The following is a 25572-nucleotide window of genomic DNA, read 5'->3' as shown; positions in this document are numbered from 1 at the left end:
GGCAGGCACCGGCCCTGCGTCAGGTGTTGCATCTGCCCCCGCAGACGCCGTTGGCGTTGCGGGGGTTTTTACTTTTTGGGCCTTCAGGGATTCGGGACTTTCGGGGAGCTTGGATGTCGCACTACATCTGGTTCGTGGCAGCCGTGGTGCTGGTGATCGTCGAACTGGCGACCGGGACTTTCTACCTGCTGATGGTGGCGCTGGGTCTTGTCGCGGGCGGCGTGGGCGCCTGGTTTGGCCTGGAGCCCGGAGCCCAGACCCTGTTGGCGGCGCTGGTCGCGATCGCCCTGATTGCCGCGCTGCGCCGTACGCGCTTCGGGCGCCTGCGCCGCAGCACTGCCGCCACCGATCCGGACGTGAATCTCGATATCGGCCAGGTACTGGAAGTGCCGGCATGGGACGCCTACCGCCGCGCCCGCGTTCCGTATCGCGGCGCCGACTGGACCGTCGAGCTGGCCCCGGACTATGCGGCGGCGCCCGGACGGTTCCGCATCGTCGCGGTGCAGGGCTGCACGCTGATTGTTTCGCCGTGCTGACGCGATAGCCTCAGCACGCCATGCAGCAAAGCCGGCCTTGTCTGGCGGCTTTCTTTCCGTCGTTTCCAGCCTGGAGGGTATTACATGCTCGCATTGCAGCTTGGCCTGTTGCCGCTGATCATCCTTATCGCCGCCGTGGTGCTGATCGCCAAGTGCATCAAGATCGTGCCGCAACAGCACGCCTGGGTGCTGGAACGCCTTGGCCGCTATCACGCAACGCTGACGCCGGGGCTCTCCATCGTGGTGCCGTTCGTCGACCGGGTGGCCTACAAGCACGTGCTGAAGGAGATTCCGCTCGACGTTCCCAGCCAGGTCTGCATTACCAGGGACAACACGCAGCTGCAGGTGGACGGCGTGCTGTACTTCCAGGTCACGGACCCGATGAAGGCCTCGTATGGCTCCAGCAACTTCGTGGTGGCGATCACGCAGCTGTCGCAGACCACGCTGCGCTCGGTGATCGGCAAGCTGGAGCTGGACAAGACCTTCGAGGAGCGTGAATTCATCAACCACAGCGTCGTCAACGCGCTGGATGAAGCCGCCGCCAACTGGGGCGTGAAGGTGCTTCGCTACGAGATCAAGGACCTGACGCCGCCCAAGGAAATCCTGCATGCGATGCAGGCGCAGATCACGGCCGAGCGCGAGAAGCGCGCGCTGATTGCCGCATCCGAGGGCAAGCGGCAGGAGCAGATCAACCTGGCCACCGGCGCGCGCGAGGCGGCGATCCAGAAGTCGGAGGGCGAGCGGCAGGCCGCGATCAACAGGGCCCAGGGCGAGGCAAGCGCGATTCTTGCGGTGGCCGAAGCCAATGCGCAGGCCATCCAGAAGATCGGCAATGCAATCCGTACCGAAGGCGGCATGGATGCGGTCAACCTGAAGGTTGCCGAGGAGTATGTCGCGGCGTTCGGCAACCTGGCCAAGCAGGGCAATACGCTGATCGTGCCGGGCAACCTCGGCGAGATGAGCAGCATGATTGCGTCGGCCCTGCAGATCGTAAAGGGACAGAAGGCCGCCTGAGGTTGCCGGCGCGGACGCGGTGCCGGGCTTACTCCTTGGCGCCGCCCTTCAGGATACGGGCCTTTTCGCGCTGCCAGTCGCGCTGCTTCTCGGTCTCGCGCTTGTCGAACTGCTTCTTGCCCTTGGCCAAGCCGATCTCGCATTTCACGCGGCCGCGCGTGTAGTGCAGGTTCAGCGGAACCAGCGTATAGCCGCGTTGCTCCACCTTGCCGATCAGCTTCTTGATCTCGTCGGCCTTGAGCAGCAGCTTGCGGGTGCGGACCGGGTCCGGATTGACGTGGGTCGAGGCGCTTTGCAGCGGGCTGATATGGGCGCCAATCAGGAACATTTCCGCGTCCCGTACCACCACGTAGCCTTCCTTGATCTGCACGCGGTTGGCGCGGATCGCCTTGACTTCCCAGCCTTCAAGCACGATCCCGGCCTCGTATCGCTCTTCGATGAAGTAGTCGAAAAAGGCCTTCTTGTTGTCTGCGATGGTCATGCGTGCGGGTAGGGTGCGATGAGAGGTGGAAGCCGTCGGTTTTGCGCGGATGTGACGGCGGGGATGCCGCGGGCGCGCGGGTCGGCTAAAATCGGGATTCTAGCAAACCAGCCCCGGCACCGGTTCATGCGAGCTGCACGCCATGCGCAATCCGTGCGCAATGCGTCCAGGCACGGCCGGTAGTCAGATTTTCCCCCATACATGGCAGACGTCCATAAATCCGTCCTGCTCGGTTTCTCGGCCGCGCAGATGTACGACCTGGTCACGCGAGTGGAAGACTACTCCAAGTTTCTTCCATGGTGCGGTGGCGTGGAGGTGTTCGAGCAGACCGATACGCTGCTCGATGCCAAGATCCACATCCATTTCAAGGGCATCCAGCAGTACTTCCACACCCGCAATACGCAGGAGCGTCCGACGCGCATCGACATGACCTTCGCCGACGGGCCGTTCAAGACCTTCAACGGCTCCTGGCGCTTTACTCCACTGCGCGAAGACGCCTGCAAGATCGAGTTCCACCTGCACTACGAGTTTTCGAGCATTTTCCTCGAGAAAATCATTGGTCCGGTATTCAGCATGATCGCCAATACCTTTGTGGACGCCTTCGTCAAGCGTGCCGAGGTAGTCTATGCCACAAGCTGAGCCAGGGGCCGCGACTGTGCGGCTTTCTGTCTGCTACGCGAAGCCGGACTACGTGTTCGTCAAGGACATCGAAGTCCCGGCCGGTACGACGATCGCCGCCGCGATCGTCGGCTCCGGCCTGCAGCAGGAATGCCCGGAGGTAGATCCTTCGACCATGCGCGTGGGCATCTTCGGCAAACTCAAGACGCCTGAGACCGTAGTGCGCGAAGGCGATCGCGTCGAGGTTTACCGTCCGTTGACGGCCGACCCGAAACAGGCGCGCCGCAAGCGTGTCCAGAAAACCCGCGAGGGCGGGACGCGCGAAGGGCAGAAGTGGCTGCGCGGCGGCAACACCTGAAGCGCTGACCCGCCACCGGCCGCCGCGTTCAGCGGACGGCCCTCAACACCGCATCAGCTGCAGTTTTTCTCGAGATTCGCGTTGGTCCTGAGCATCTCGGCCTGGCGCTGGTCGCCGTCGAGATGCTGGAGCGAGCCGTCCGGCCCGATCACGGCGGCGCGGACGCCTTGCTGCAAGCCGTTGGCGTAGTTGCGCATTTCATTGCAGCGGGCCTGGCGCTCCGCCGCTTCGCGCTCCCTGGTGGCCTGCTCGTTATCGGCCTTCAGGCGGGCTTCACGGCGCTTCTGGAAGGCCTCTTCCGCCGTCGGGGCGGACGCCGCGGCTGGTTTGGCGGAGGGCTTTGCGGCGGCAGCGTCGGTGCTTGCCGGCGTGGCTTCGACCGGCCTGAACTCGCCGGCGAACCGGCCAGGCGCCTCCACGATCCTCGAAACCGAAGGCGGCGGGGGCACGTCGCTGTAGACCATACGGCCGTTGGCGTCGCGCCACTGCCAGTAGGCAAATGCCTGGGCAGGGATGGCAACAGCAGCTGTAGCAAGCAGGAACAGCGCGGACGATCGTTTCATGGCGAGGCGTCGAAAGTGGCTCGGAAGGAACTGGTACGGCTGGGAGATGCTGCAGGGACGCCGGCGCCGCAGGCGGGCGAGCGATTCCGCGAGCGACTGCCGCGGAAAGACCTGGCGCGCGGAATGGCGCCGACATTGACCCTGTTCGTGGGGCGCGTGTGACCCCCGCGCCATCGACCATTAGTCTACGCAGACTTGTCAGTGGCGTGCAAGCGGACCGACCAGGCGACGCCGACCATTAACAACACAATGGCGGCAATCTCGAGCGGGCGCGGCCAGCGGTGGTCGAACACGAAACCGTACGCCAGCGCGAAAAGGGTCTCGAACACGATCATCTGGCCCGACAGCGTCAGCGGCAGGCGGCGGCTGGCGATATTCCACAGGTTGTTGCCGATCAGCGACGCGCCGAGCGCCACGGCGGCATTGACCATCCAGAACCACTGCCAGTCGCGGCCGCTGCCTGGCGCGGTCAGGCTGTCGCCGGCCAGCAGCCAGCCGATCACGGCCAGCACCGCGGAAACGGCGCCCGTGGACAGGCCATAGAGTGCCGACCATTCATTGCCGCTGTAGTGCGGGTTGCGCTGAAGGTAGCGCGCGTTGTCGACGGCATAGAGCGTCCAGCAGAGCAGCGCGCCGGCCGCGCAACAAACGCCGGCCAGCTTCTGCCAGACCGGCCGCACGACCGCGCCGGCCGCTGCCGCATGCGCACCCTGGCCGCCGCCGAACAGATCGATATTGATGCAGGCAATGCCGGCGGCCACCACCAGCAGCGGCCACAGCAGGCGCGACAGCGGCACCGCGCCATGGTCACGGCGTCCCATGATGGTCACGGAAATCGGCAGGATGCCGATGATCAGCGAGGTGGGGCCCACGCCCGCCAGCTGCACGCCAAAGGCCAGCAGCACGTAGTAGAGCAGGTTGCCGGTGAAGGCTTGGCGGAGCAGGGCGATGCAGTCCGCCCTGGTCAGCTTGCGGGCGATGCGCGTCATCAGCGGCAGCGCGGCGATGAACGCTACCAGTCCGTAGGCGAGATAGCGCCCGATGGCGAGTTCCCAGGGCGAGAACACCGGCAGCAGTTTCGGGGCGATGAACACCATGCCCCAGAACGCCCCCGCCAGCAGCCCGCACAGTACCCCGATCCCCATCTTTGCCGCGCCCCGCCTAAAAAAGACGTCGAGCATAGCAGAGAGTTGGTCCGGAGGCGCTTTGCGGTGCATCAGCAAGTCCGCCATTCCTGTATAATCTGCTTTTGCGCCTAGAGGAATTGCTATGCGTCTTGTCCAGAAAGCACTCACATTCGATGACGTGCTGCTCGTCCCGGCCTATTCGGCCGTCCTTCCCCGGGATGTTTCCCTTCGTACCCGCCTGTCCCGTTCGATCGAACTGAACATTCCGCTGGTGTCCGCTGCCATGGACACGGTGACGGAGGCCCGCCTGGCGATTTCCATGGCGCAGGCCGGTGGCATCGGTATCGTCCACAAGAACCTGAAGCCGGCCGACCAGGCTCGCGAAGTGTTGCGCGTGAAGCGCTATGAATCGGGTGTGCTGCGTGATCCGATCACCATTTCGCCGGACATGAAGATCCGCGATGTGATTGCCCTGTCGCAGCAGCACGGCATTTCGGGCTTCCCGGTGCTGGAAGGCAAGGTCGTGGTGGGCATCATCACCAACCGCGACCTGCGTTTCGAGGAAGAGCTCGACGCGCCGGTGCGCGCCAAGATGACCCCGCGCGAAAAGCTGGTGACCGTGGCCGAAGGCGCGACGCTGGAAGAAGCCAAGCGCCTGATGAACCGCCACCGCCTCGAGCGTGTGCTGGTGGTCAACCAGGCCTTCGAGCTGCGTGGCCTGATCACGGTGAAGGACATCCAGAAGGCGGTCGACAACCCCCTGGCGAGCAAGGACGACCACGGCCAGCTGCGCGTAGGCGCCGCAGTCGGCGTGGGTCCGGACAATGACGAGCGCGTCGAACTGCTGGTCAAGGCCGGCGTCGACGTGATTGTGGTCGATACCGCTCACGGCCACAGCCAGGGCGTGCTGGACCGCGTGCGCTGGGTCAAGCAGAACTTTCCGCAAGTCCAGGTCATCGGCGGCAACATCGCCACCGGCGACGCCGCGCGTGCGCTGGTCGAGCACGGCGCCGACGGCGTCAAGGTCGGTATCGGCCCCGGTTCGATCTGTACCACCCGTATCGTGGCTGGCGTGGGGGTGCCGCAGATTACCGCGGTCTCCAACGTGGCCGAGGCACTCAAGGGCACCGACGTACCGCTGATCGCGGATGGCGGCGTGCGCTACTCGGGCGATATCGCCAAGGCGCTGGCAGCCGGCGCGCATACGGTGATGATGGGCGGCATGTTCTCGGGTACCGAGGAAGCCCCGGGCGAAACGTTCCTGTTCCAGGGCCGTTCGTTCAAGAGCTACCGCGGCATGGGATCGGTCGGCGCGATGCAGGACGGCGCCGCTGACCGTTACTTCCAGGAAGACAACACCGCCAACGTCGACAAGCTGGTGCCGGAAGGCATTGAAGGCCGCGTGCCCTACAAGGGTTCGGTGATGACCATCATCCACCAGCTGTGCGGTGGCGTGCGTGCCTCGATGGGTTATTGCGGCAGCAAGTCGATCGCCGACTGGCACGAAAGCGCCCAGTTCGTGCAGATCACCGCGGCCGGCATGCGTGAATCGCATGTGCACGACGTGCAGATCACCAAGGAAGCGCCGAACTACCATATCGACTGACGCGCCGAAGGCCGGCCACGCGTGAAGCGCGGGCCGGCCTGAACGACCGTCAGGAGCGGAACGGTGCGCTGCCTGCCAGCCGCGCCGCCCGCGCCGGACCGGAACGCCATTGCCCTGCCGCACGCCACGCTTGCGTTGCTTGTAAGCCAGCCGCATCACCGGCCGGGTCCAAGACGAGGAGCGCCAATGAAGGTATTGCTGCGTGCCGTGCTGTTTTTCGATGCCTTGCTCGACCTGATGCTCGGCATTCTGCTGCTGATGTCCCCGTTTACCACGCTGTATGCTGCGCTGCAGTTGCCGCAGCCCCAGCCGGCGCTGTTCGGCCAGTTGCTTGGGGTGGCCCTGATCGGCCTCGCCTGGCTGTTGTGGCAGGCCACGGTCAACGGCCAGCTGACGGTGCCGGTGGCGCGCACGGTCGGTCAGGTCAACCTGGCCAGTGCGCTGCTGATCGTCGCGTGGATGATCTTCCTGGAACTGCCGCTGCAGGGCGCAGGGAAGATCTGGCTGCCTGTGCTTGCCGTCGTGCTGGCGTTCTTTGCCGCGGTGCAGATCCCGGCAGCAAAGCGCGTACGCAACCGCGAGCGGCAACTGAGAGCCGAACGCGAGCTGCAGGAACAGGAAAACAAGAAGGAAACCCGCAAGGAACCCGGCGTTGCCCCCGCGGCGCGCCAGACGCCATCCCCAGAATACCGGCGCGAGCCGGTCATCACGCCGCCGCCCGGCTACGGCCCCGGCACCGAAGTCATGACCGAGCCCGAACCGGACGAAACGCCATCCGCCCATCATGCACGACAAAATCCTCATTCTTGATTTCGGCTCGCAGGTCACGCAGCTGATTGCCCGCCGCGTTCGCGAGGCCCACGTCTACTGCGAAATCCACCCGAACGACGTTTCCGACGCGTTCGTGCGCGAGTTCGCGCCCAAGGCCATCATCCTGTCGGGCAGCCACGCCAGCACGTATGAAGACCACCAGCTGCGCGCGCCGCAGGCGGTGTGGGACCTGGGCGTGCCGGTGCTGGGCATCTGCTACGGCATGCAGACCATGGCCGTGCAACTGGGCGGCAAGGTGGAGTGGAGCGACCATCGCGAGTTCGGCTACGCCGAGGTGCGCGCCCACGGCCACACCGCGCTGCTCAAGGACATCGAAGATTTCAGCACGCCCGAAGGCCACGGCATGCTCAAGGTCTGGATGAGCCACGGCGACAAGGTCACCGGCCTGCCGGCGGGCTTCAAGCTGATGGCCTCCACGCCGAGCTGCCCGGTCGCCGGCATGGCCGACGAGGCGCGCCGCTACTACGCCGTGCAGTTCCACCCCGAGGTCACGCACACCTCCAAGGGCCGCCAGATGCTGGAGCGCTTCGTGCTGGAGATCGCCGGCGCCAAGCCCGACTGGGTCATGCACGACCATATCGCCGAAGCGGTTGCGAAGATCCGCGAGCAAGTGGGCGACGAAGAGGTGATCCTGGGCCTGTCCGGCGGCGTCGATTCGTCGGTGGCCGCAGCGCTGATCCATCGCGCCATCGGCGACCAGCTGACCTGCGTCTTCGTCGACCATGGCCTGCTGCGCCTGGACGAAGGCAAGATGGTGATGGACATGTTCGCCGGCCGACTGCACGCCAAGGTCGTGCATATCGACGCCTCCGGGCAGTTCCTTGGCCACCTCGCCGGCGTGACCGATCCCGAGCAGAAGCGCAAGATCATCGGCCGCGAGTTCGTCGAAGTCTTCCAGGCCGAAGCGAAGAAGCTGAGCAACGCCAAGTGGCTGGCGCAGGGCACGATCTACCCGGACGTGGTGGAATCGGGCGGCACCAAGACCAAGAAAGCGACCACCATCAAGAGCCACCACAACGTCGGCGGCCTGCCCGAAACGCTGGGCCTCAAGCTGCTGGAGCCGCTGCGCGACCTGTTCAAGGACGAAGTCCGCGAACTGGGCGTGGCCCTCGGCCTGCCGCCGGAAATGGTCTACCGCCACCCGTTCCCGGGCCCGGGCCTGGGCGTGCGTATCCTGGGCGAGGTGAAGCGCGATTACGCTGACCTGCTGCGCCGTGCCGATGCCATCTTCATCGAAGAACTGCGCAAGACCATTGCCACCGAACAGGACGCCGCCGCGGGCCTGTGCGAGCCGGCGCAAGTGGGCAAGAGCTGGTATGACCTAACCAGCCAGGCGTTCGCCGTGTTCCTGCCGGTCAAGTCCGTCGGCGTGATGGGCGATGGCCGCACCTACGACTACGTCGTGGCCCTGCGCGCCGTGCAGACCACCGACTTCATGACCGCGCACTGGGCACACCTGCCGTACTCGCTGCTGGGCCGCGCGTCCAACCGCATCATCAATGAGGTGCGGGGGCTGAACCGGGTGGTGTACGACGTTTCGGGCAAGCCGCCTGCGACGATTGAGTGGGAGTGAGGGGCAGGGATTTCCTCATATAAATCAACAGCTTGGAAAATCGCTCAAAGATAGTTAATTAGAAGGCGGTTCTTCTAAGTTGTTGATTTGGAAAGTGTTTGTATACGAATCTCGCCCTTCCCATGCCCCCTAGCGCCTAATTTGGCGGTAGAGCTGACGGTACGAACGAGCTCATCTGGCTAGGCCTGTCTCTTGCCGCCATGGCAATACCGGCCGTGACGGTAGTGATTGATCTCAAAAGCTAGGTTTCGTGCGGGTTCGCGCGGATCTGTAGGTCTCGTGATGGGTGACGGTAATCCGCCGCCTCGATCAGGAGACCCATTTCATGCTCACAGACCTCGCCCTTTGGACCCTCAAGCCTCGCGCGATTCTTTCCAAGGTCGCAGATCGCGATGGTATGTATGTGGCCATCTGACCGACCGGCCCAATTTCTTTCCGGTACGACTATCGCATTAATGGCCGGCGCGAGATGCTGACCATGGGCCGCTATGGTTTCGGCGGCATCTCGCTTGCCGTCGCGCGAAAAAGGCTGCGGGCTGCTAAGCAGCTGGTACGCGACGGTGTTTCACCGGTTCTGCAGAAGCCGCGGGAGAAGACTCGTAGGCCCGAGGGCGCAACTCGCTCCTAGTCTATCTGTCGCGCCCGGCGTTGGACATCTTGGTAGCGCTGCACGCTTGCGCAGCCGGCTCCAAGTTCGCCTTGCCGTCGCGCTACGACGCCGACCCTGCATGTCGAAGGCGACTTGAACCGGGTCACGCAGTTGTGGCCGAGCGTGCGAAGGCCGCATCGATCCAGGCATCGACCATGTCGGCCCACTCCTGCAGCGTGTGGCGCCGCCGGTCTGCGTACTCGGCCTTGTTGTAGACCGAGCGCGACGAACGTCCCTCGTCGTGCGCCAGGCACTGCCGCTGCCCGCCTGCGGGCGGTTCATAATCTTTGTAAAAAGAACACTTTGAGTGATCAATTTTTTAGTTTCGTAAACCAAGGGCGCTGGGGAGGTTTATGAAAGGTCTGTTTTGAGCATTATCGGCAAGGTTGGCGCGCCGCCGAGCACAGTGGCTCGCCGCCGCTGCGGCGTTGGCGTACACGGGAATTTGCGGACGGGAAGTCACCAACAAAAGGGTGCTCCTGTCGTCTGGCCGTTTGCGATACCACTTTTATTCCGGGCCTTCCGCGTTACGGAGTGTTCCTTTTTTGCGGGCCGCTCGCTAGCCCGACACGACTTGGGCAAGGCACCAGCCCCCATTTGGTGCCTTTCAGTGCATTTGCCCGCACGTTAGTCGGTCAGTTTGATAACTATTATCAAGGGGGGGTACACTCACGGCACCCGTCTGAAAAGGAGCGAACCATGATCAGTGCCGATCTTGGTCAACAACTCGAGCGCTACGTGACCGAGCTGGTCGCCTCGGGCCGCTATGGCTCCAAGAGCGAAGTGCTGCGCGAAGGCGTGCGCCTGATCCAGGACCGCGAAGCGCAGTTGATGGCGCTGGACGCAGCGCTCGCGCAAAGCCTGGCCGAGGCAGACGCGGGCCGCGGCACCGACGCGGCCACCGTGTTCGACCGCCTCGAAGCCAAGTACCGCGCCGCGGCAGGCGGCACACCCGAGCGCGGCGCATGATCGTCGTTCGCCTGACGCCGCTGGCCGAGGCCGAACTCGAAGCTATCGCCGACTACATTGCCCGCGACAACCCGCGCCGCGCGCTCTCCTTCGTACAGGAGTTGCGCGACCGGTGCCTGTCGCTCGCCGACATGCCGCTCGCCTTCCCGCTGGTGCCCCGCTACGAGGACTGCGGCATCCGGCACCGCGTACATGGAAATTACCAGATCTTCTACCGCGTGGTGGGCGATCCGCCCGCGCGCATCGACGTGCTGCACGTGCTGCACAGCGCCCGCAACTATGCCGCGCTGTTGTTCAATTGAGGCCGCCCGGCCAGCCGACGCCGTCCCCGCCATGCCATGGTCAACCACGCCCAGCGCCGGAACGCTTCCTGCGCACGATGCGCAACGTCTAGGCCCGCGCGGCGCGCCATTACGTACGAAGTGCGGGAACCTTGGTTGAAGCTTTCTTGCGGACGGCCGCGGCCGCGGCCGCGCGCGGCGGCCAGGCCGGTGCCCTCGAGACTTCAAGTGACTTGCGATGCAACTCCTCATTGCTCCCGATGTTGACCAGTCTGGGATCTTCAGCAGGAACGCCTCATTGGCTTCTAGGCGGTCGTTCGCGTCCTGGAGCGTGGTCACGACCGTGCAATGGGCCTCGACGTTCGCACGCAGGGGCGGCAGCAAATGGCCATGGCGTCGCTTGAAACTCAGCAGCTTGTCCGCCGGACCCACTGGGGTAGGCAGCAAATGCCGGAGGATGACTTCTCGCGACTTGTGTTGATGCAACGGTTGGCGTGCTGGCTGCAGGGGACGTGGGCGACGAAACGCCGCCACCACCCGTGCAGAATCCGCCCTGGGATTCCCTCCGTCCTACTCGGCAGGAACCGCGACGACATCGTAGGCAGCCTTCGCGCGGATGATCCCGGCACCCGAGTGCTGATCGAAGCCAACCAGGCCGATGCCCTTTGCGGTGGCTTTCAGGGCCGCTTTGGCCTCATCCTGCGTCAATGATGGCTTGGCCTTCTTCATCAACGCCACCACGCCCGCCGCGATCGGGGTTGCCGCCGAGGTACCGTCATCGCTTGTGGAGAAGCCGGTGAAATGCGTGATCGAGCAGAAGTCCGGCTTGTCCGGGTCGAGCGCGGCCCGGCCCTGGCTACTGTAGCCAACGAACTGCTCGTTCATGTTGGTGGCACCTACGGTCATAACGCGGATGACCGTTCGCGCCCCAACTCTAAATCAGGGCGGCTGGACGAGGATGGCGTCGAAGTCGTCAGGACTTCCTGCACAGCCAACTTCTTGATGCATGTCTCGCAGATTCGGCAGACAGGATCGCATCGAACGGACGGTACGGCCGCCTGAACACGCGTTTCCGAGACGAATTCAGTGGGGGCGTCATCGGTCCGATCTCTTCGACTTCCTCCCCATTAGCACATCAAACCGGCGTATTGCAATGGGTCCCTCCGGCACGCTCTCCTGATAGAACATGGCTTGACTATGAAACATCCGCGCATACTTCCCGTTTCGCGCGATGAGTTCCTCGTGAGACCCCTCCTCAATGAGACGGCCGTTGTCAAGTACGACGATGCGATCAACGAAACGAGTCAACGCGAGGCGGTGGCTGACGATGACGGTCGTCCGTTGCTCAGCGAGCTCGAGAATGAGCCGCATGATGTCCGCCTCGGATTCCGGATCGAGCGCTGAAGTGGGTTCGTCGAAAACGAGCAGGTCGGCCTCGCCGGCATGCGCCATTGCACGTGCGATTGCTAGCCTTTGCCACTGCCCTCCTGATAAGTCGAATCCGCCTGCCATCTCGGTGGTCAAAGGCGTACCCGGGTGGCGAATGAGGAACTCGAGGCCAACTGCCTTCAGGTACTCGTGGGCTTGCCGCATGTCGTGCTCGACGAGGTTCTCGCGCACGTCGAGTGGAAAGCGCGAAAAGTCCTGAAACACGCCGACCACACGCGGAGGATGCTGGGCCGCCGACCACGCCAGCTCGCCCGTCGTCGGCTCGTAGAGCCCGCTCAACAATTTGAGCAGGGTCGTCTTACCGGCACCGTTCTCGCCTACGATCGCAACGACCTCTCGATCGCGAATCTCCAGGTTGATCTGATCAAGCGCCGAGCGCTCGGCATCGCGGTACCGCAGACCCACGTTGCGCAACGTCACGCAGAGCGCGGCCACCGACGTTTCGCGCACTGGCGGCGTCGGGCGAGCAGGGGCGGCGGCCGGCTTCTGCTCCGCAGCGTGAAGGGCGATCAACTTGCGGAATGGGCGAATGGCATAGGAAACGCGTAACAGATCGCCGATGTTGTAAATGATCGCCGCCAACCCGTCCTTCAACTGAACGAGCGCTCCGAGCAGGAACGCGAGCTGAGCGATGCTGAACTTGCCGATCTGGAATCCGTCGATGACGACATAAAGCGGTAGACCGATGCAGACGCTCGCCGTCAGCGACGTCGCGGCGAGCTTGAGCGCGTTGCGCGTGCGGACTCGCTTGATGGTCTCGAGATAGTTGTCGTAGAGACCCTGCCACGTTTCCAGCAGGCGCTCCTGCATTCGATAGATGCGCAAGTCCTTGGCGAATTCGGGCTGCGTCAGAATCCGCTCAAGGATGCGCAGCTCGTTGAACGTCGCCGCATGATGCTCCTGGACATCCCAGCTTTCGCGCTCGGCCCGCGCGCGGAACAAGACGGTCGGCACCATACCGGCCAACATCAGGATGGGAATCCACCACGCCGTCTGCGCCGTTAGAAGCAGGATCGGAACGATCATCACGGTCCCGACGCACACTGCGTACAGATGCAGGACAAGGTCGCCAATCTGGTCGCTCGCGTCAGTCGCGAGGATCGCCGTTTCGCGCAGATCGGCGTCTTCGTGTATGCTGAGATTCGGAAACGTCGCGACGATCGAATTCACCTCCCGCTTCAGCAGAATGCGGGCCGAATCTCGAAGCGTGTCCACGATGAAGCTCGATATCGCATTCAAGCCATCGTGAAAGCCGCCAAGTATGAAGTAGGCGATGACGAGCGCCATGACAGCGGCTACGGCTGCGTTGGACGTCAGGCGCTCGATGAGCTGCGCGTTGATATAGAGCAGCACGCTCGGTATGACGCCGACGATGAGGTTCGACGCAATGGCGAGGCACAGTGTTCGTGGCGCCGCTCGCCACAGTAGTGACAGTGTATCGCCGAGATTGCGCAAGATCTCCCAAGCTTGCATTGTGACTCACTTAGCCCGCAAGGGAGCGGGCTGGACGGAATTTCAAATGCTTGACGACGGAAGGCCGCGCTCCGGAGAATTTGACGAGCCAAGCCTCAAGGTCGGTCACACCGCGAATGTAGTGATACTGAGTGCCAAGCTGGGTGTTGGGGTCTTCCGTCGCGACAATATAAGCCATCAGATGGCGGCGGAAGCGCACCTGATCGACGAGCCCCCAGTCATTCAGAATCATCGACCGATCGGCCAAGCGCAGCAGTGCACTCGCGCTATTGTGGAACATTCGCCGCGCCATCGGCGCATAGCTCGTCTTGCTCGTTTTCTCCGCCGCAAAAGCCGGCAGTGCATCGCGATAGGCGTTTCGCGCCAGCATTTTCGACGTCGCGTAGGGATTCGCGCGATTCAGGCGCCTGTAGTCGTGGTGAAGATGCGGTGGACACGCGAGTGCGAACGAGATCATCCGCGGGTCGAGAAACGGATGGGAGTGGGTGCAGTAGAGATTCAAAGTGTCGAAGTAGGTCGCCCGCGGATAGAGCATCGCCTTGATATAGTCGTGGCCCAAGTATCGCGTTTGCGAATGCCTTACGTGCCCGATTCCGGAGTGCGCATGGCGCTGCACCGCCTCGCGCAGGCGCTCTCCCAGGTAATCCGGCAGTTTCGCGTACCTTTCGGCCGATTCCTTCTCAAGCCACTCGTGCCTCCCAAAGTGGGGCGACAGCGAGGTCAGCACCTTACGAAAGTAAGCTCGCGAGAAGGCTCGAACGCCGAGGTTTTCTGTCACGTACTTGTGGAGCGCTTCGATCCCGTCATGTTCGCGAATCGAATCGAGAATCCAGGGATGCATCGATTCGCCAAGAATGGCATCTCCCCCTTCGCCCGTCATGACGAGCGAGACGTGGTGATCCTGGAACACACGTGCGCAGGCTTCCTTGGCGAGCGGATTGGCGGCTGCGTCGGGCCCATCGACATAGGCGCAGGCATCATCCAGCGTCGGCAGACGCAGGAAATCGTCGGCGTAGATGAACCGGTGAGGAACGCCGCAGTGCCGAACCAGCGCCTCGACGAGCTTGTCGTCCTGGCTCATCGCGAGATCGCCATCCCTGAAGCCCATGGTGGCGCAGAAGGGCGCGGGGCGTCTGCGTGTCGAGAGGCTCGCACCGAGGACAGTATTGGAGTCAACGCCGCCGCTCAACAAGATTCCGCTCGCGCCGGCCTCGATGCGGTCGAGCACACAGGCATCCAGACGAGCACGAAACGCCTGCTCGAAGTCTTCACGGCGGGAGATCGTGCCGTCGAGCCGGAAAGCGGCTTCCTCGCGCGCCGGCGTCAGCCCGAACGCTCGTCCCGTTCTGTCGATGCTCAGTACGCTGTCCACCGGCATCTTCAGCACCCCTGAGAAGAATGTCGCTCCGCCAGCCAATTCGTTTTCCCCCACCATGACGGATTGCGTCAGGTGCTCCATGCACGAGTCGCGCCTGATTTCTAGCGGCACAAGGCGGCACAGCAAGAGCAGCCTCAGATCGTTGCTCGCCACCCATTGCCCACTCTTGCCGCGCCAGTAGTAAATCGGGTGCGTCGCATAGTGGTCGGTCATCAAGATCACGCGATCCGGCCGGACCGACGCATAGCTGAACTCTCCGAGCACGGCGCATTTCGACGGATCAAGTGGAAGCGCGTCTTGGCGGAATGCCGAATAGAGCGCACCGCTGCCCAGGTCGCGCAACCAACCGCTATAGGCAGTGTCGCTGTCCGATGTCTCGACCCATCGGGGGAACCGGCGTTCGGCTTCGCACAGGCGGACATCCATCTCGATCAATGTCGCCCAGCAGTGAGTCATCCTCTTCGCACTATCGACCTGAACATCGGCCAACGCATCGAGTAGATCGTCGATGTAGGCGTCGACGTCCGCAGTCGCGCCGTTCACCACTACCGTCCAGAGTTTCATATCGAGGCAACCCATCCCGTGACGGCCGTTTCAGGATTCATGCGCGTCAGTGCACGATATTCGTTCAAATCCGTGCATCCTGGATTGACGATCTCCGGCCTCGATCCCTCGCGACACAATTCGACCCACGCATGTCCGACGATCTTCTCATCCTGCCTTTTAACGCCGATCACCATGTCGCTCGGAATGCCATGCAAAAATGCCAGGGCTTGAACGACGATGCTGGCCGAATAGCACGACGCGCCGCCAATTTCGAGCAGGTCGGCTCGGTAGATGAAATCGCAGACTTCCTGAAGATAAGACCGGTCGATATGGCCGACTGCGCTCGCGAACTCGCCCCTGACCGCACCGGGGAAAATCGATTTGAAAATGCCAAGATAGGCGTCGCTGATCGGCTGGCTGAGCAGCATGGCTCGCACGAGGCTATGGGCAAGAAAGACGTACGCGCCGTCATTTTTCATAAAGGGCACTCAGATCGATTAATGTGGCGACGCCGTCCAAGATCAATTGCCTATCGTCGTCCCCCAGTGACCGGCCACCCGCAATCTCATCGATGAGGTCGTCCGAGCGTATTCCTGCGCGAAATCTTCGAGAAATCGTCAAGATCTCGGCCGCTATCCCGGACACACCAAAATACCCTTTCTTTGTCTCGCTATAGAAGATCGTCTCGCCATCAAGCGAGACGCATTCGAGGGACTCGTTCGGATGCAACCATTTCGAGTCTTGTTTTGTCGAGTGCTTGTACGACATGCATGCCAACCATGAGAGCGTTTGCGAGGCGCGCGCCCGACGACGCCTAAGCGCGCGCCGCACATCGTTGGTGATTTAAAGCGCTGCTTTACATGCCTTTCACGCCGCGACCAAAGATTCCATCACCGGGAGACGATTTCTTGGATAGAATGACGGCCAGAAACGAGCCATAGGCGACGACTTTGGTGGGTTGAATCGATACAGGGTTCATTTTACTTTCCTAGTAAAAAATATTTGCAAAAACAACTACTTTTGAGGCTGGCACTTCAGATGTGGAAACTGAAATGCATTCACAACATCGTGGAATGTCGTGAAATTTCTTCAATCTTTGCCTGCGTCAAGGACCTTTTCTTGCGTAGGGCAGCGGCTATACGCGGGAGTGCCGTTTAACGCTTTTGAGAGCATCCTAGTAAGACCCCTTGGTATTGACGGGTGCTGGTCGAGCGAGTTCGATATATATTTATTCATATCTACTTGAATGCTTTTAATATCAATCTGGCGTTTTCATGTGATGAAGACTCACGGATCAAGCGTTCTAGGGTCTGTCGAGTTAAGGGGCGTGGAAAAACACAGCGTCGCAGCATAGGGCGCCCGATCACGCAGACCAGACGCATGCGATCATCGATGATCGCTTCGATTTGGAACTCCGAAGGTGGAGTGCAGTACATGTTGGCGCGTCCATGCGCGGTGCCCCCCACCTGTGCCTCCACCGCAACCCAGATATCCTCATGCACCTCGCGTGACGGAATGGAATGGTCCAGCACCTTGCCGGCCCCTTGCCGGCAGTGTGTGCGGCCGCCAGATGGCCGCGTAGCCAACTTCCGCCACCCAATGGGTGACGGCAGAGTAAGTGGAACGACGGTGGGCGTCCGTCACACCAGAGGCCGAAGCTGTCTGGGGCGACACGAAGCAGACTGCCAAAGATGCAGCCGCCACGTTCCTGCTGCGTGACATGCCTGATTTCATACTCTGCTGTCTATTTGGAGGAAGGAAGCGTAAGTCCTGCAAGCCGGGGTCATCGCTCTGTTTGGATACCCTCGGCCTTGAGTCCTACGATTTGGACGGAATGATCCCCGCGAGCGTTCCATGGATATTCATTCCTGTTATGTCTTAATAATTCGAATTTCGATCCGGATCTTTTACGTGATAAAGATTTGCGAATCAAATCGTCTGAGTAACCCAAAAACGGTGGTATGCGCAGCAGGAACTAGCGCAAGGCTGGTACCTCAATACGCTTAGCGCAGATCGACAACCGCTTGATAGACCGGGCGGCGCAGGCACCAAAGAACTGTTGCCCAGTTGCCGTCGCCGCAGTTTCATTTGGCGCGGGCCACGCTCGAGGATCCTGACGTCTTCGATTTTTTGAGCCTGCGTGCCGACGCGCCGAGCGGGACTTAGAGGCAGCGCTGGTCGAACACATAACTCGTTTCCCCAATCGGCGTAGCCCAGTAGCAGGTGCTTACGGTACTCTCGGTCGAGCCGCAGGAGAGCCTGCCGAGCGTCGAAACGCTGACGCAAGAGCTTGGGCTGGTTTTCCGGCTAGAGGAGGTGACTCAGAATGAGGCCGGCCAGCCTTGCGGCGGGAGAGCGTGGCCACCGGAATCGAGACGCTAGTAGGGTCGGCGTGAGTAAACATATTGGCTGGCGGAACGCGGACAGGGCGCTGGACTTTCTGTATTCTTTGAGTTGATTGACAATGGTGTCGCCAGAGTCGTCGCCCCGCAAATCGCTCCATCTCCCGCGCCAACAAATGCTCTGCGCGGTTGACGGTGAAAGTGACGGTAAGGCCCGAAGTCGATCTCAGGCAATCTCTTTAACCACGCGGGTTTTGGCGGCCTGTTGATGATGGAGTGGGAGTGAGGGGAAGGGGTTTCCTCATATAAATCAATAGGTTAGAAAAACGCTCGAAGATAGTTAATTGGAAAGCGATTCTTCTAAGTCGTTGATTCCAAATGGCTTTGTATATGAGGTCTTACTCTTTCGTTGTCCTCGAGTGACGAATTTGACGGTATAGCTGACGCTACGAACGAGTTCTTCCGGCTAGGCCTAGCTCTTGGCGCTATGGCAATACTGGCCGTGACGGTAGCTATCGATCTCAGAAGCTGGGTTTCATGCGGGTTCGCGGGAATATGTAGGTCTCGTGATGGGTGACGGCAATCGGCCGTCTCGATCAGGAGACCAGTACGCGTGCCGGTGCCGGCGGGCTGTTCAGAGGATCGGGATCTGGCCGGTGACCTGCGCACCGACATCGACCTGCCTGGACGCCTGAAGCGTGCCTGTCGCGAGCACGGCGCTTTCGATGTCGCCGCGCTCGACCTTTGCGGTTAGATACTGCGCCTGCTTGTCCGGCGCGAGCCAGTACCACGCGAGTGTGGCGGGCATGACGACGGCGACGAGGCCGGCAGTCGCGTAGCGCCAGGGGCGAGAGGCTTTCTTCATGGGGTGGCGTGCGTCGGGCGTGTGCGAGCGAACGCTTGTCGCCGGACAGCGAAATCAAAGCGGGTGCAGACAAGGGCTATGACTCGCGACCTTATTCGGGCTCGTGCGCCTGCGCTGCAGTGAAATCGGCGAGTCAGGAATCTGCTGGCTCACGAAGGTCAGGCTTCTCGGAGTACTCATGAACGCGGCCGTCCTCGATCCGGTATGCACGATCCGCCCATTGGAGCAATACATGACGGTGTGTAATCACGATCAGCGTTGGCACACGTTCCCGGACACGCGCGAATATCCGCGCCTCGCGCCCAACGTCAAGCGATGAGGTCGGCTCGTCGAGAATGACGACGGACGGACGGCGCGCGAGCGCGCGACCGAGCGCGACACGCTGGCGTTCCCCACCCGACAGTGCGCGTCCCTGGATTCCCACTTCCCGATCGAGCACGTTTCCGTGTCCCTCACTGGCGAGTTCCTCCAGCTCCAGCAACGCAACGAGATCGAGCAGATATGCGTCGGTCGGCGGGCTGTCGCAGCCGTAGACCAGATTCGCTCTGAGCGTTCCAGTTAGGATCATGGGCGCTTGCGGAGCGACGGCGATCTCGCGTGCGATGTGGCTGACGGACATATCGCCGACGTCCGCACCGTAGAGGGACACCGTTCCCGATGTGGGGCGCGCAAGTCCGAGCATCAGGTTTGCAAGGCTCGATTTCCCCGCGCCTGAGGGGCCGGTGAGCACGACAAGCTCATCGCGTTTAATCGTCATGTTCACATCACGCAGGATCTGCCTTCCACCGTGCGTCATCTCCACATGCTCGAGGCGATAGACCTCGGACGCCGAGAGGTCGAAGTGGCTTGTGGATTCGTGCCGTTCAGCCGGCAGGTCCAGGATGCCGAAGCCCTCGCGCAGCGCGAGATGGTTGCGGCGCAAGTCGGACAGCGAGCCCGCCAGGGCGGTGAATGGCATCGCCAGTGCGACGACATAACCGACAATCATGACGAAATCGCCTACCTGCAATTCCGATCGCGTCACGCCCTGAGCCGTTGTTACTGTAAACAGGGTGAGCAACAGGCCGGTGCAGACCGCCTGTGCGGCGAGCAGGAGTGCGAGGCGCGCATTGCCGCGCGACAGCTTGCTGACGTAGACGTCGAGAATCCGGCGCAGCGCGGCATCTTCTCTCAGGTATGCATTGTTGAGCTTGATGTCGAACAGGAAGCCGAGCTTCTCGACAAGATGGCTAGATAGCATGTCGGCACCACCGAAGATTTCCTGGTGGGCGGTCTTGCTCTTGCTCGCAAGAAACCAGGTCGCGGCAAAGAGCGCGAGCATCGAAACGACGAAGCCCAGCGCGAACGCGCCATCGGTCAGTCGCCACAATACGGCGCTCGAGAGAAGGAGCTGGAGCACGGTGGGCACGATGACCCAGAAGATCGTGAACGTTATTGCGCTGAAGGCTGCCCGGCTTCGTGCAACGACCGAAACGAGCTTGCCGGGATCTTCATCCGTTAGGCGCGCATAGTCTACGCGGATGAGACTGGCAAACATGACGTGATGGAATGCCGCGTCGCATCTAGCGAGCACGGCCGCGGAAAGCATACTCTTTACCCATTCGAATGCGCTGGCCGCGGTCCAGGCAAGCCCGTAAGCGCCGGCAAGCAGGACCGCATAACCTTCGGGCCGATGCGCGCCATCCATCGAAAGCGCATTGGTTGCCTCTCTCAAGAGGTACGGAACAAGCGTGGAAAGTCCTGCTGCAAACGCGACGGACAGGGTGGCACCAATGAAATGGACTGGCAGGGCGCGATATCTGCCGACCGTGATCTTGTAGGCGAATATCCAGTCTTTGAACAGTGCGGCAGCGAATCGCATCGTTTTTCCCAGAGCTAATGTCTTCAGGCGGCAGTCATGCGGAGCCATTTCGTCATGCATTGCCGCCAAGGCCGAGCACAAACATCTCCGCGGCATATATTCGGGTGATCTCCATCAAGCCCGTCGGATATCCCAGTGCCGTCCGCTTGATGATCTTGCTCATGCCGTCGACATCGATGAACCCTGCGGACGCACACCAGCCGTCGAGACAGGTTTCCCGCACGTGCGCATGGTTCGCCTTGATGCCCTGCAAGGCAGCATGCATGATGTCGCCCTTGTCCGTTCGCCAGAGATTCCGCAATCCCGATGCACGATAGACGGCTTGCCGCACGTTCAGTCGATTGTAGTCGGCAGAGAACGTCTCTTCGAGTCTCGTTCGCAGCGCATGTTCCACGATGGGCTGGGAAAGGAATGGCATGACGGGCCGGCTGTGCGACGGGTAGGGTTGCACGAGTGCGTCATCGAGGATCGCCGCCAGCGCCGCTATCTGATAGCGCCTGCTCGGCTTCAGCCGCAATGAGATGTCCAGCAGCACGTCGTCGTACAAGCCCGCGGCCGGTCGCTCGCTTTGTTTCCCCTGAACCACTGCCTGTGCCTTTTGGCTGAACGCGCTGCGCAGATGCTCGGTCGCCCCGTTCCCCGCAAGCCTTAGCACGCTCCAGATCGGCAGACGGTACTGGATTGACAGCGCTCTCAGTGCGGACGCGGCGCGCGCCATGCGAAGGCTGGAGACTGCGTCGACGAGTATGGAGAACGGTGGCGGCGCGAGGTACAGCGAATCGCCGCCGTGGCCGTTCAGCATCACACCGTCATTGCCGGGAAAGCCCCGTCGTGCCATGTCGTCTTCACGCGCGAGGAAGCACAGCTTCGTGGTGGGGCGTGCAACGGCCCGCAAGCAGTCGACGGAAGAGAACGGCAACCGCGCGAGCAGCGGATACGTCCTGTGCTCGATATCGCAGGATTCTGCGACACTCCTGGCGATCGATACCTCGTTAGAAGACGCCCGCATCGGATCGAAGTGCGTGATCGCCGTCGTTCGCCGGTGCAGTTCCGCCCGCCGCAATGCAACCGCCAGCGAGGTGGAATCCACGCCGCCGGAAAGCTCGAGAACGATAGCATCCCGGTCACGCAACATCGACCGATGCACCATTGTCAGCAAGTCCACGAACTCCCTGCTATTGGCCTGCGTCCCCCAACGCCAGGGTGACCACGCGCGGAACAGTTCCGGTGCGTCAACGCGCGTCCAGCACAATGCCTGCCCGGGTGGCAGCAGGGAAATGCCGCTCCACCCGGTTCTCGTTGCGTCACCACATCCATGGACGAGAAACTGGTGGAGAAAACGGGCATCCGGCTCGCGCGCCGCGCCACCGATCACTGCAAAATCGGCAATCTGGTTGCCGACGTGCAGGGTGCCATCGGCGGCGAGACGATAGAACACCGGATGCTGGCCGCAAGGGTCGGCGAGGATCAGGAACCGGTTCCGGAGCTTGTCGTAGACGACGACAAAGTAGGGGCCCCAGAACCGCCGGCTCACGTCCTCCGGTGCGCGCAGGACAACTTCCACAACATCGGCAGCGGATGCGGGCATTCCGCTGTCGCCGGAGAATATCCGTCCCACGAGGGCCCACGATGCTTCGGAGCTCTCCCCGAAGATCGGCGGATCGGCATGTGCCGGCGAGCAGAAATCGGCAATGCGCCCATGGGCGGTAGACCAAGCGTGTCGTCCCCGATCCGCCCGCGCGCATCGATGTGTTGCACGTGCTGCACAGCGCCCGCAACTATGCCGCGCTGTTGTTCAACTGAGGCCGCCCGGCCGGCCGACGCCGTCCCCGCCATGCCATGGTCAACCACTCCCAGCGCCGGAACGCTTCTTGCGCGCGATGCGCAATGGTCATCATGCGGGTGACCGTTCGCGCCCCAACTCTAAATCAGGGCGGCTGGACGAGGATGGCGTCGAAGTCGTCAGGACTTCCTGCACAGCCAACTTCTTGATGCAAGTCTCGCAGATTCGGCAGACCGGATCGCATCGAACGGACGTACGGCCGCCTGAACACGCGTTTTCTGGAGCATCTGCAGGCGCACTGAGCCGACTTTTCGAAACGGTCTCTTAGATTAGGTCCGCACTGGTCTAAACAACGGGCCCTGTTACTTCAGCTGAGAGGCCCGATACTCGCGGATGACCGGCGAAGCGGTCCGCTGGATTAGTTGCTCGTAGCCGATCCCTAGCAACGCAAGGCGGACATCATCTGGTGGTCACGCGAGAATACCTCTTGCCAATTCGTACCTGGCTCGCAGGGAAATTTCCGGCGCCGGGGGCCTTATGGGTCCTGGGATGCGAAAGCCTGACGACCGCGCAGCTCGAAGCATTCATGCACGGCATTTGCGACCACTGCGAGATCATTCTTCGCTTCAAACGTCGCCTCGTCATTTTACTCGCACGGCTCACTGGGCGGGGGCTGCAATCCAGTCAGTCGACTAAAGCTGCAACTCGTCGCTGCCCCTTTGTGACTAGCGCTTTGTCCAGTAATTTCTCCAGTGCACCTTGGATAGATTCGAATGAGAAATCATAGCTTTCGCTGTGCGTGGCGGCGATCTCCGCTACCGAAAGCGGGGACTTGTGCGACAAGGTGGTCAGTATCCAATACTCTCTCTCAGTCAAAATGTGCTCTCGGCCCAGGGCGCGGATGATAATGTGGCCCAAGGCAGCTTCGTTTATTCCAATTTGCAAAAAGCTAAAAGGCACTCGAAAGAAGGTATCGTCAGGCTCGATCCGATTCAATGATGGGAGAGATGGGCCAATCCTCCTGGCGGCATGTCGCGCGTAGTAGGTCTTGAGGAATGCCACCATCGATTCCTCATTGACTATCTGGCTGAAAAAGGCCGTGCAATCCGAGGCGACTAAGGCGAGGTCGTCCTCCGCCATTCGAATATCACGGTACGGTAATCGATACCGGTTCTGGTCAAGAAGCCACTGCGAAAAGTCCAAGATGGTAGGATATACGATGCTGATCGTCAGGTGAAGGCTTGGTTCTCCTATGGAGATCACATCGTGCCAGGTTCCCTTTGGAATAAACAGAACATCTCCAGGTGCCAGAATGATAGTCTCGCCAACATCTTTTTTAGTTGGAGTGTCCAGCTCATAGACCGTGGCCTTGTTTAGACCATTTGACGTGGTGAAAAAATTCCAAGTCTTGCGACCGTCTAGTTGAACCACAATCACGTCGTGGTCGTCATTATGAACGCCAAAACCAGAAGTGGAACCAAAAGAGAAGTATGCATTTGCCGTGGAGCGAGCATCAAACCTGCTGGATATTTGCTGTGTAAGTGCCTCGATCGCCGAGGCCAATTCATTCGTGGCTTCCAACACGCCTGTGGCACCGGCCCGAAGAAGACGATGTAGGTCACTCAATGACAGGAAGTCCGTTGGCCGACCAAAGGCATCCCGTACTGAGCGAAAGGCCTGTTTGTTCGGCGTGACGTGATCATTCTCAAGTGAAAGTCGCAGTCGGTCGTTGGTTAGGCGATGAGTGGATAGGAGGTGGTTCAACGTGTCCCAGGAGAACAGCTTCGTCAGCTGAGTGGGATCAACTCTGCCTTTCCAGAAGGCTTTCATTTTGTAGCATTCTAGAAATCCATCAGTATTAAGTATTTGCTTGGCTAGGTTGAAATCTGTCATAGTGAACTCCCTAGTGTCTGATCTCGACCACCACCCTACTTTGGCTAAGTAGGTCGAGCATTTCGCTGATGGCGCACTTGTTGTCGCTGTCCAGATTGGCGTCCCATTCATCAAGTAGCAAGTATTTGACGTCGGTGTGATTGGAGATCTCTTGCAACTGTGCCAGCGTCTTCTGTCCCGTGGAGAGGGTCTTTGACTCATGTTGCCATTCAAGCCTGCCATGCTGAGCTGGAAGTAGAACTGCATCATCTGCCAGCGCCTTCTTCAGTACGTGCAACAGCGTTGATTTTCCCGCTCCATTGGCGCCACGCACAGTAAAACGTCCCTGGTTACTTGAGCGCACCGACATCGTCACCGAGATATAGTCATGGACCGGATTTCCATTAAGGAAAATCTCTCCACAGGGGGAGTTCGGAAGATTCGAAGGCTCAGAGAACATCCGTTCGGTTTCAAACATCACGCGTAGACGCGAGTTCATTGCAGAGAAATCAAGTAGCTGGTATACCAAAGCGCTCAATGAACCAAGGATATGGAACACTCTAGTGAGATTCACGATGATGGCCGCGACCAATGTCGGTTCCGTCATTGCGCTGCGGACCGCCTCCGATATGAGATAAATCGTCGGAAGAAGCGCAGCCACGGCCAAAGCGAGATTTCCGCTCTGCTTCAATAGCTGAAGCTTATTGGATTGCCGGTAATATTGTGAAGCGTGTCGATCTCGACTTGACTGCCAGAGCTGGTAATTATAGTGGTTGCCAAGCGTGGAATTTTCCCAGATGCGCGACAGGGATTCGCTGTAGGCGATGAACTCATTCTCTGTTCTCGTAGACTGCCGTCCGACAGTTCCCCTAAGAAGTAGAATCAGCACAACCGAGAGTGCAAGGCTGATGACATATCCGGAGAAGAGGTGGCCGGGTAGCAGTGCAGATAGCACCAACATACTTAGCGCACTGTTCAAGGAGAAACCGACGAATCCGTGTATGAAAGTCAGATAATCCTTGATCGCCATGAAGGAATTACGTGCTGCCACGGATTCCACAGTTTCGCGTAGATCGCTGTCGCGATGCATCTCTGTCCGGCCGTACGCGGCGTTGGAAAAACGGGTCGTGAACCGGCGATGTGCATCGTTAATCCAAAGCTGCAGCGTAAACAGCGAGGTGCACCCCGGAAGATATGGCACTAGCATCGCCGTGAGGTAGAAAATCAGATAAGTGCCATATTCGCCCTGATGTTGAAATGCCTCGATCAGTCGCGTCAGGTAGAAGGATGACGCGGCGACGATGCTCTGATGAACCAAAATAAGGATCAGTGTCCAGCCAGCCGAAGGGAGCAGGAACACATTGAGCCACTGGCGACGCTTAAGCTGCATCCAATTC

General features: G+C 60.9%; 24 protein-coding genes and 1 pseudogene. 10 read left to right on the top strand and 15 right to left on the bottom strand.

The window, feature by feature from the left end; genetic code table 11:
- Positions 1–113: 113 nt before the first annotated feature.
- Positions 114–536, top strand: a complete 423-nt coding sequence (locus tag RM96_RS02370) for an NfeD family protein (RefSeq protein ID WP_039007221.1) — start codon at positions 114–116, stop codon at positions 534–536.
- A gap of 84 nt (positions 537–620) precedes the next feature.
- Positions 621–1550, top strand: a complete 930-nt coding sequence (locus RM96_RS02365; protein WP_039007219.1) for an SPFH domain-containing protein — start codon at positions 621–623, stop codon at positions 1548–1550.
- A gap of 28 nt (positions 1551–1578) precedes the next feature.
- Here RM96_RS02365 and smpB read toward each other — a convergent pair whose 3' ends face one another.
- Entirely contained in the window at positions 1579–2031 is a 453-nt protein-coding gene (smpB, locus tag RM96_RS02360) for an SsrA-binding protein SmpB (RefSeq protein ID WP_039007217.1), read from the bottom strand.
- Between the two features lie 201 nt (positions 2032–2232).
- Here smpB and RM96_RS02355 point away from each other — a divergent pair, with 201 nt between their 5' ends.
- Positions 2233–2670, top strand: coding sequence for a type II toxin-antitoxin system RatA family toxin (locus RM96_RS02355; protein ID WP_039007216.1), 438 nt, complete (start codon positions 2233–2235; stop codon positions 2668–2670).
- Positions 2657–3007, top strand: a complete 351-nt coding sequence (locus RM96_RS02350) for an RnfH family protein (protein ID WP_039007214.1) — start codon at positions 2657–2659, stop codon at positions 3005–3007. Before RM96_RS02355 ends, RM96_RS02350 begins: the two co-directional genes overlap by 14 nt.
- A gap of 53 nt (positions 3008–3060) precedes the next feature.
- On the opposite strand, the gene RM96_RS02345 is transcribed toward RM96_RS02350, so the two are convergent.
- A complete protein-coding gene (locus RM96_RS02345; RefSeq protein WP_039007211.1) occupies positions 3061–3570 on the bottom strand; it encodes a DUF4124 domain-containing protein in 510 nt (169 codons plus the stop codon).
- A 185-nt stretch (positions 3571–3755) separates the two neighbouring features.
- Positions 3756–4715: a DMT family transporter gene (locus RM96_RS02340; RefSeq protein ID WP_039007414.1), complete on the bottom strand. Its 960-nt coding sequence runs from the start codon at positions 4713–4715 to the stop codon at positions 3756–3758.
- Positions 4716–4839: 124 nt separating this feature from the next.
- Here RM96_RS02340 and guaB point away from each other — a divergent pair, with 124 nt between their 5' ends.
- The 4 genes from guaB (at position 4840) to RM96_RS39795 (ending at position 9335) form a co-directional block, all read left to right on the top strand.
- Positions 4840–6303: an IMP dehydrogenase gene (gene guaB, locus RM96_RS02335; RefSeq protein ID WP_039007210.1), complete on the top strand. Its 1464-nt coding sequence runs from the start codon at positions 4840–4842 to the stop codon at positions 6301–6303.
- A 186-nt stretch (positions 6304–6489) separates the two neighbouring features.
- On the top strand, positions 6490–7113 hold the full coding sequence (locus RM96_RS02330) for a hypothetical protein (protein ID WP_039007208.1): 624 nt from the start codon (positions 6490–6492) through the stop codon (positions 7111–7113).
- Positions 7088–8707 (top strand): glutamine-hydrolyzing GMP synthase, encoded by a 1620-nt coding sequence (guaA, locus tag RM96_RS02325; protein ID WP_039007206.1) that lies wholly within the window; start codon positions 7088–7090, stop codon positions 8705–8707. The genes RM96_RS02330 and guaA overlap by 26 nt, the downstream gene beginning before the upstream one ends.
- A gap of 469 nt (positions 8708–9176) precedes the next feature.
- Positions 9177–9335, top strand: coding sequence for a hypothetical protein (locus RM96_RS39795; protein ID WP_338011397.1), 159 nt, complete (start codon positions 9177–9179; stop codon positions 9333–9335).
- A 157-nt stretch (positions 9336–9492) separates the two neighbouring features.
- On the opposite strand, the pseudogene RM96_RS39790 reads toward RM96_RS39795, so the two are convergent.
- Positions 9493–9612, bottom strand: a pseudogene (locus RM96_RS39790) (integrase); the annotation flags it as partial.
- 443 nt (positions 9613–10055) lie between these two features.
- Here RM96_RS39790 and RM96_RS02320 point away from each other — a divergent pair.
- Both RM96_RS02320 and RM96_RS02315 read left to right on the top strand, forming a co-directional pair.
- On the top strand, positions 10056–10325 hold the full coding sequence (locus RM96_RS02320) for a type II toxin-antitoxin system ParD family antitoxin (RefSeq protein WP_039007204.1): 270 nt from the start codon (positions 10056–10058) through the stop codon (positions 10323–10325).
- Positions 10322–10627: a type II toxin-antitoxin system RelE/ParE family toxin gene (locus tag RM96_RS02315; protein ID WP_082016393.1), complete on the top strand. Its 306-nt coding sequence runs from the start codon at positions 10322–10324 to the stop codon at positions 10625–10627. Before RM96_RS02320 ends, RM96_RS02315 begins: the two co-directional genes overlap by 4 nt.
- A gap of 549 nt (positions 10628–11176) precedes the next feature.
- Here the strand turns inward: RM96_RS02315 and RM96_RS36530 are convergent.
- From RM96_RS36530 to RM96_RS39230, 11 genes are all read right to left on the bottom strand, one after another.
- Positions 11177–11512, bottom strand: coding sequence for a S8 family serine peptidase (locus tag RM96_RS36530; protein WP_063925963.1), 336 nt, complete (start codon positions 11510–11512; stop codon positions 11177–11179).
- Between the two features lie 189 nt (positions 11513–11701).
- Positions 11702–13510, bottom strand: coding sequence for an ATP-binding cassette domain-containing protein (locus RM96_RS36215; protein ID WP_193752376.1), 1809 nt, complete (start codon positions 13508–13510; stop codon positions 11702–11704).
- Between the two features lie 28 nt (positions 13511–13538).
- Positions 13539–15470, bottom strand: coding sequence for an asparagine synthase-related protein (locus tag RM96_RS02300; RefSeq protein WP_039007202.1), 1932 nt, complete (start codon positions 15468–15470; stop codon positions 13539–13541).
- Positions 15467–15931 carry a lasso peptide biosynthesis B2 protein gene (locus tag RM96_RS02295; protein ID WP_082016391.1) on the bottom strand — a complete coding sequence of 155 codons (465 nt, stop codon included), beginning with the start codon at positions 15929–15931 and terminating at the stop codon, positions 15467–15469. Before RM96_RS02295 ends, RM96_RS02300 begins: the two co-directional genes overlap by 4 nt.
- Positions 15921–16220, bottom strand: a complete 300-nt coding sequence (locus RM96_RS02290; protein ID WP_039007199.1) for a hypothetical protein — start codon at positions 16218–16220, stop codon at positions 15921–15923. Before RM96_RS02290 ends, RM96_RS02295 begins: the two co-directional genes overlap by 11 nt.
- A gap of 88 nt (positions 16221–16308) precedes the next feature.
- Positions 16309–16431: a lariocidin family lasso peptide gene (locus RM96_RS40490; RefSeq protein WP_274520135.1), complete on the bottom strand. Its 123-nt coding sequence runs from the start codon at positions 16429–16431 to the stop codon at positions 16309–16311.
- A gap of 1997 nt (positions 16432–18428) precedes the next feature.
- A complete protein-coding gene (locus RM96_RS39785) occupies positions 18429–18659 on the bottom strand; it encodes a hypothetical protein (protein WP_039007197.1) in 231 nt (76 codons plus the stop codon).
- 133 nt (positions 18660–18792) lie between these two features.
- Positions 18793–20580, bottom strand: coding sequence for an ATP-binding cassette domain-containing protein (locus tag RM96_RS02280; RefSeq protein WP_238587044.1), 1788 nt, complete (start codon positions 20578–20580; stop codon positions 18793–18795).
- Positions 20573–22108, bottom strand: coding sequence for an asparagine synthase-related protein (locus RM96_RS02275; protein ID WP_039007196.1), 1536 nt, complete (start codon positions 22106–22108; stop codon positions 20573–20575). Before RM96_RS02275 ends, RM96_RS02280 begins: the two co-directional genes overlap by 8 nt.
- 879 nt (positions 22109–22987) lie before the next feature.
- The gene (locus tag RM96_RS36675) at positions 22988–24196 is read right to left on the bottom strand and encodes a JmjC domain-containing protein (RefSeq protein ID WP_193752375.1); all 1209 of its coding nucleotides are present in this window, start codon (positions 24194–24196) and stop codon (positions 22988–22990) included.
- A gap of 10 nt (positions 24197–24206) precedes the next feature.
- A complete protein-coding gene (locus RM96_RS39230; protein WP_039007405.1) occupies positions 24207–25565 on the bottom strand; it encodes an ATP-binding cassette domain-containing protein in 1359 nt (452 codons plus the stop codon).
- Positions 25566–25572: the final 7 nt, after the last annotated feature.

Source organism: Cupriavidus sp. IDO (assembly GCF_000812465.1).
Taxonomy (GTDB): domain Bacteria; phylum Pseudomonadota; class Gammaproteobacteria; order Burkholderiales; family Burkholderiaceae; genus Cupriavidus.
Note: the sequence above shows the minus strand (reverse complement) of the source record. Positions and strands in the feature narration are given on the sequence as shown.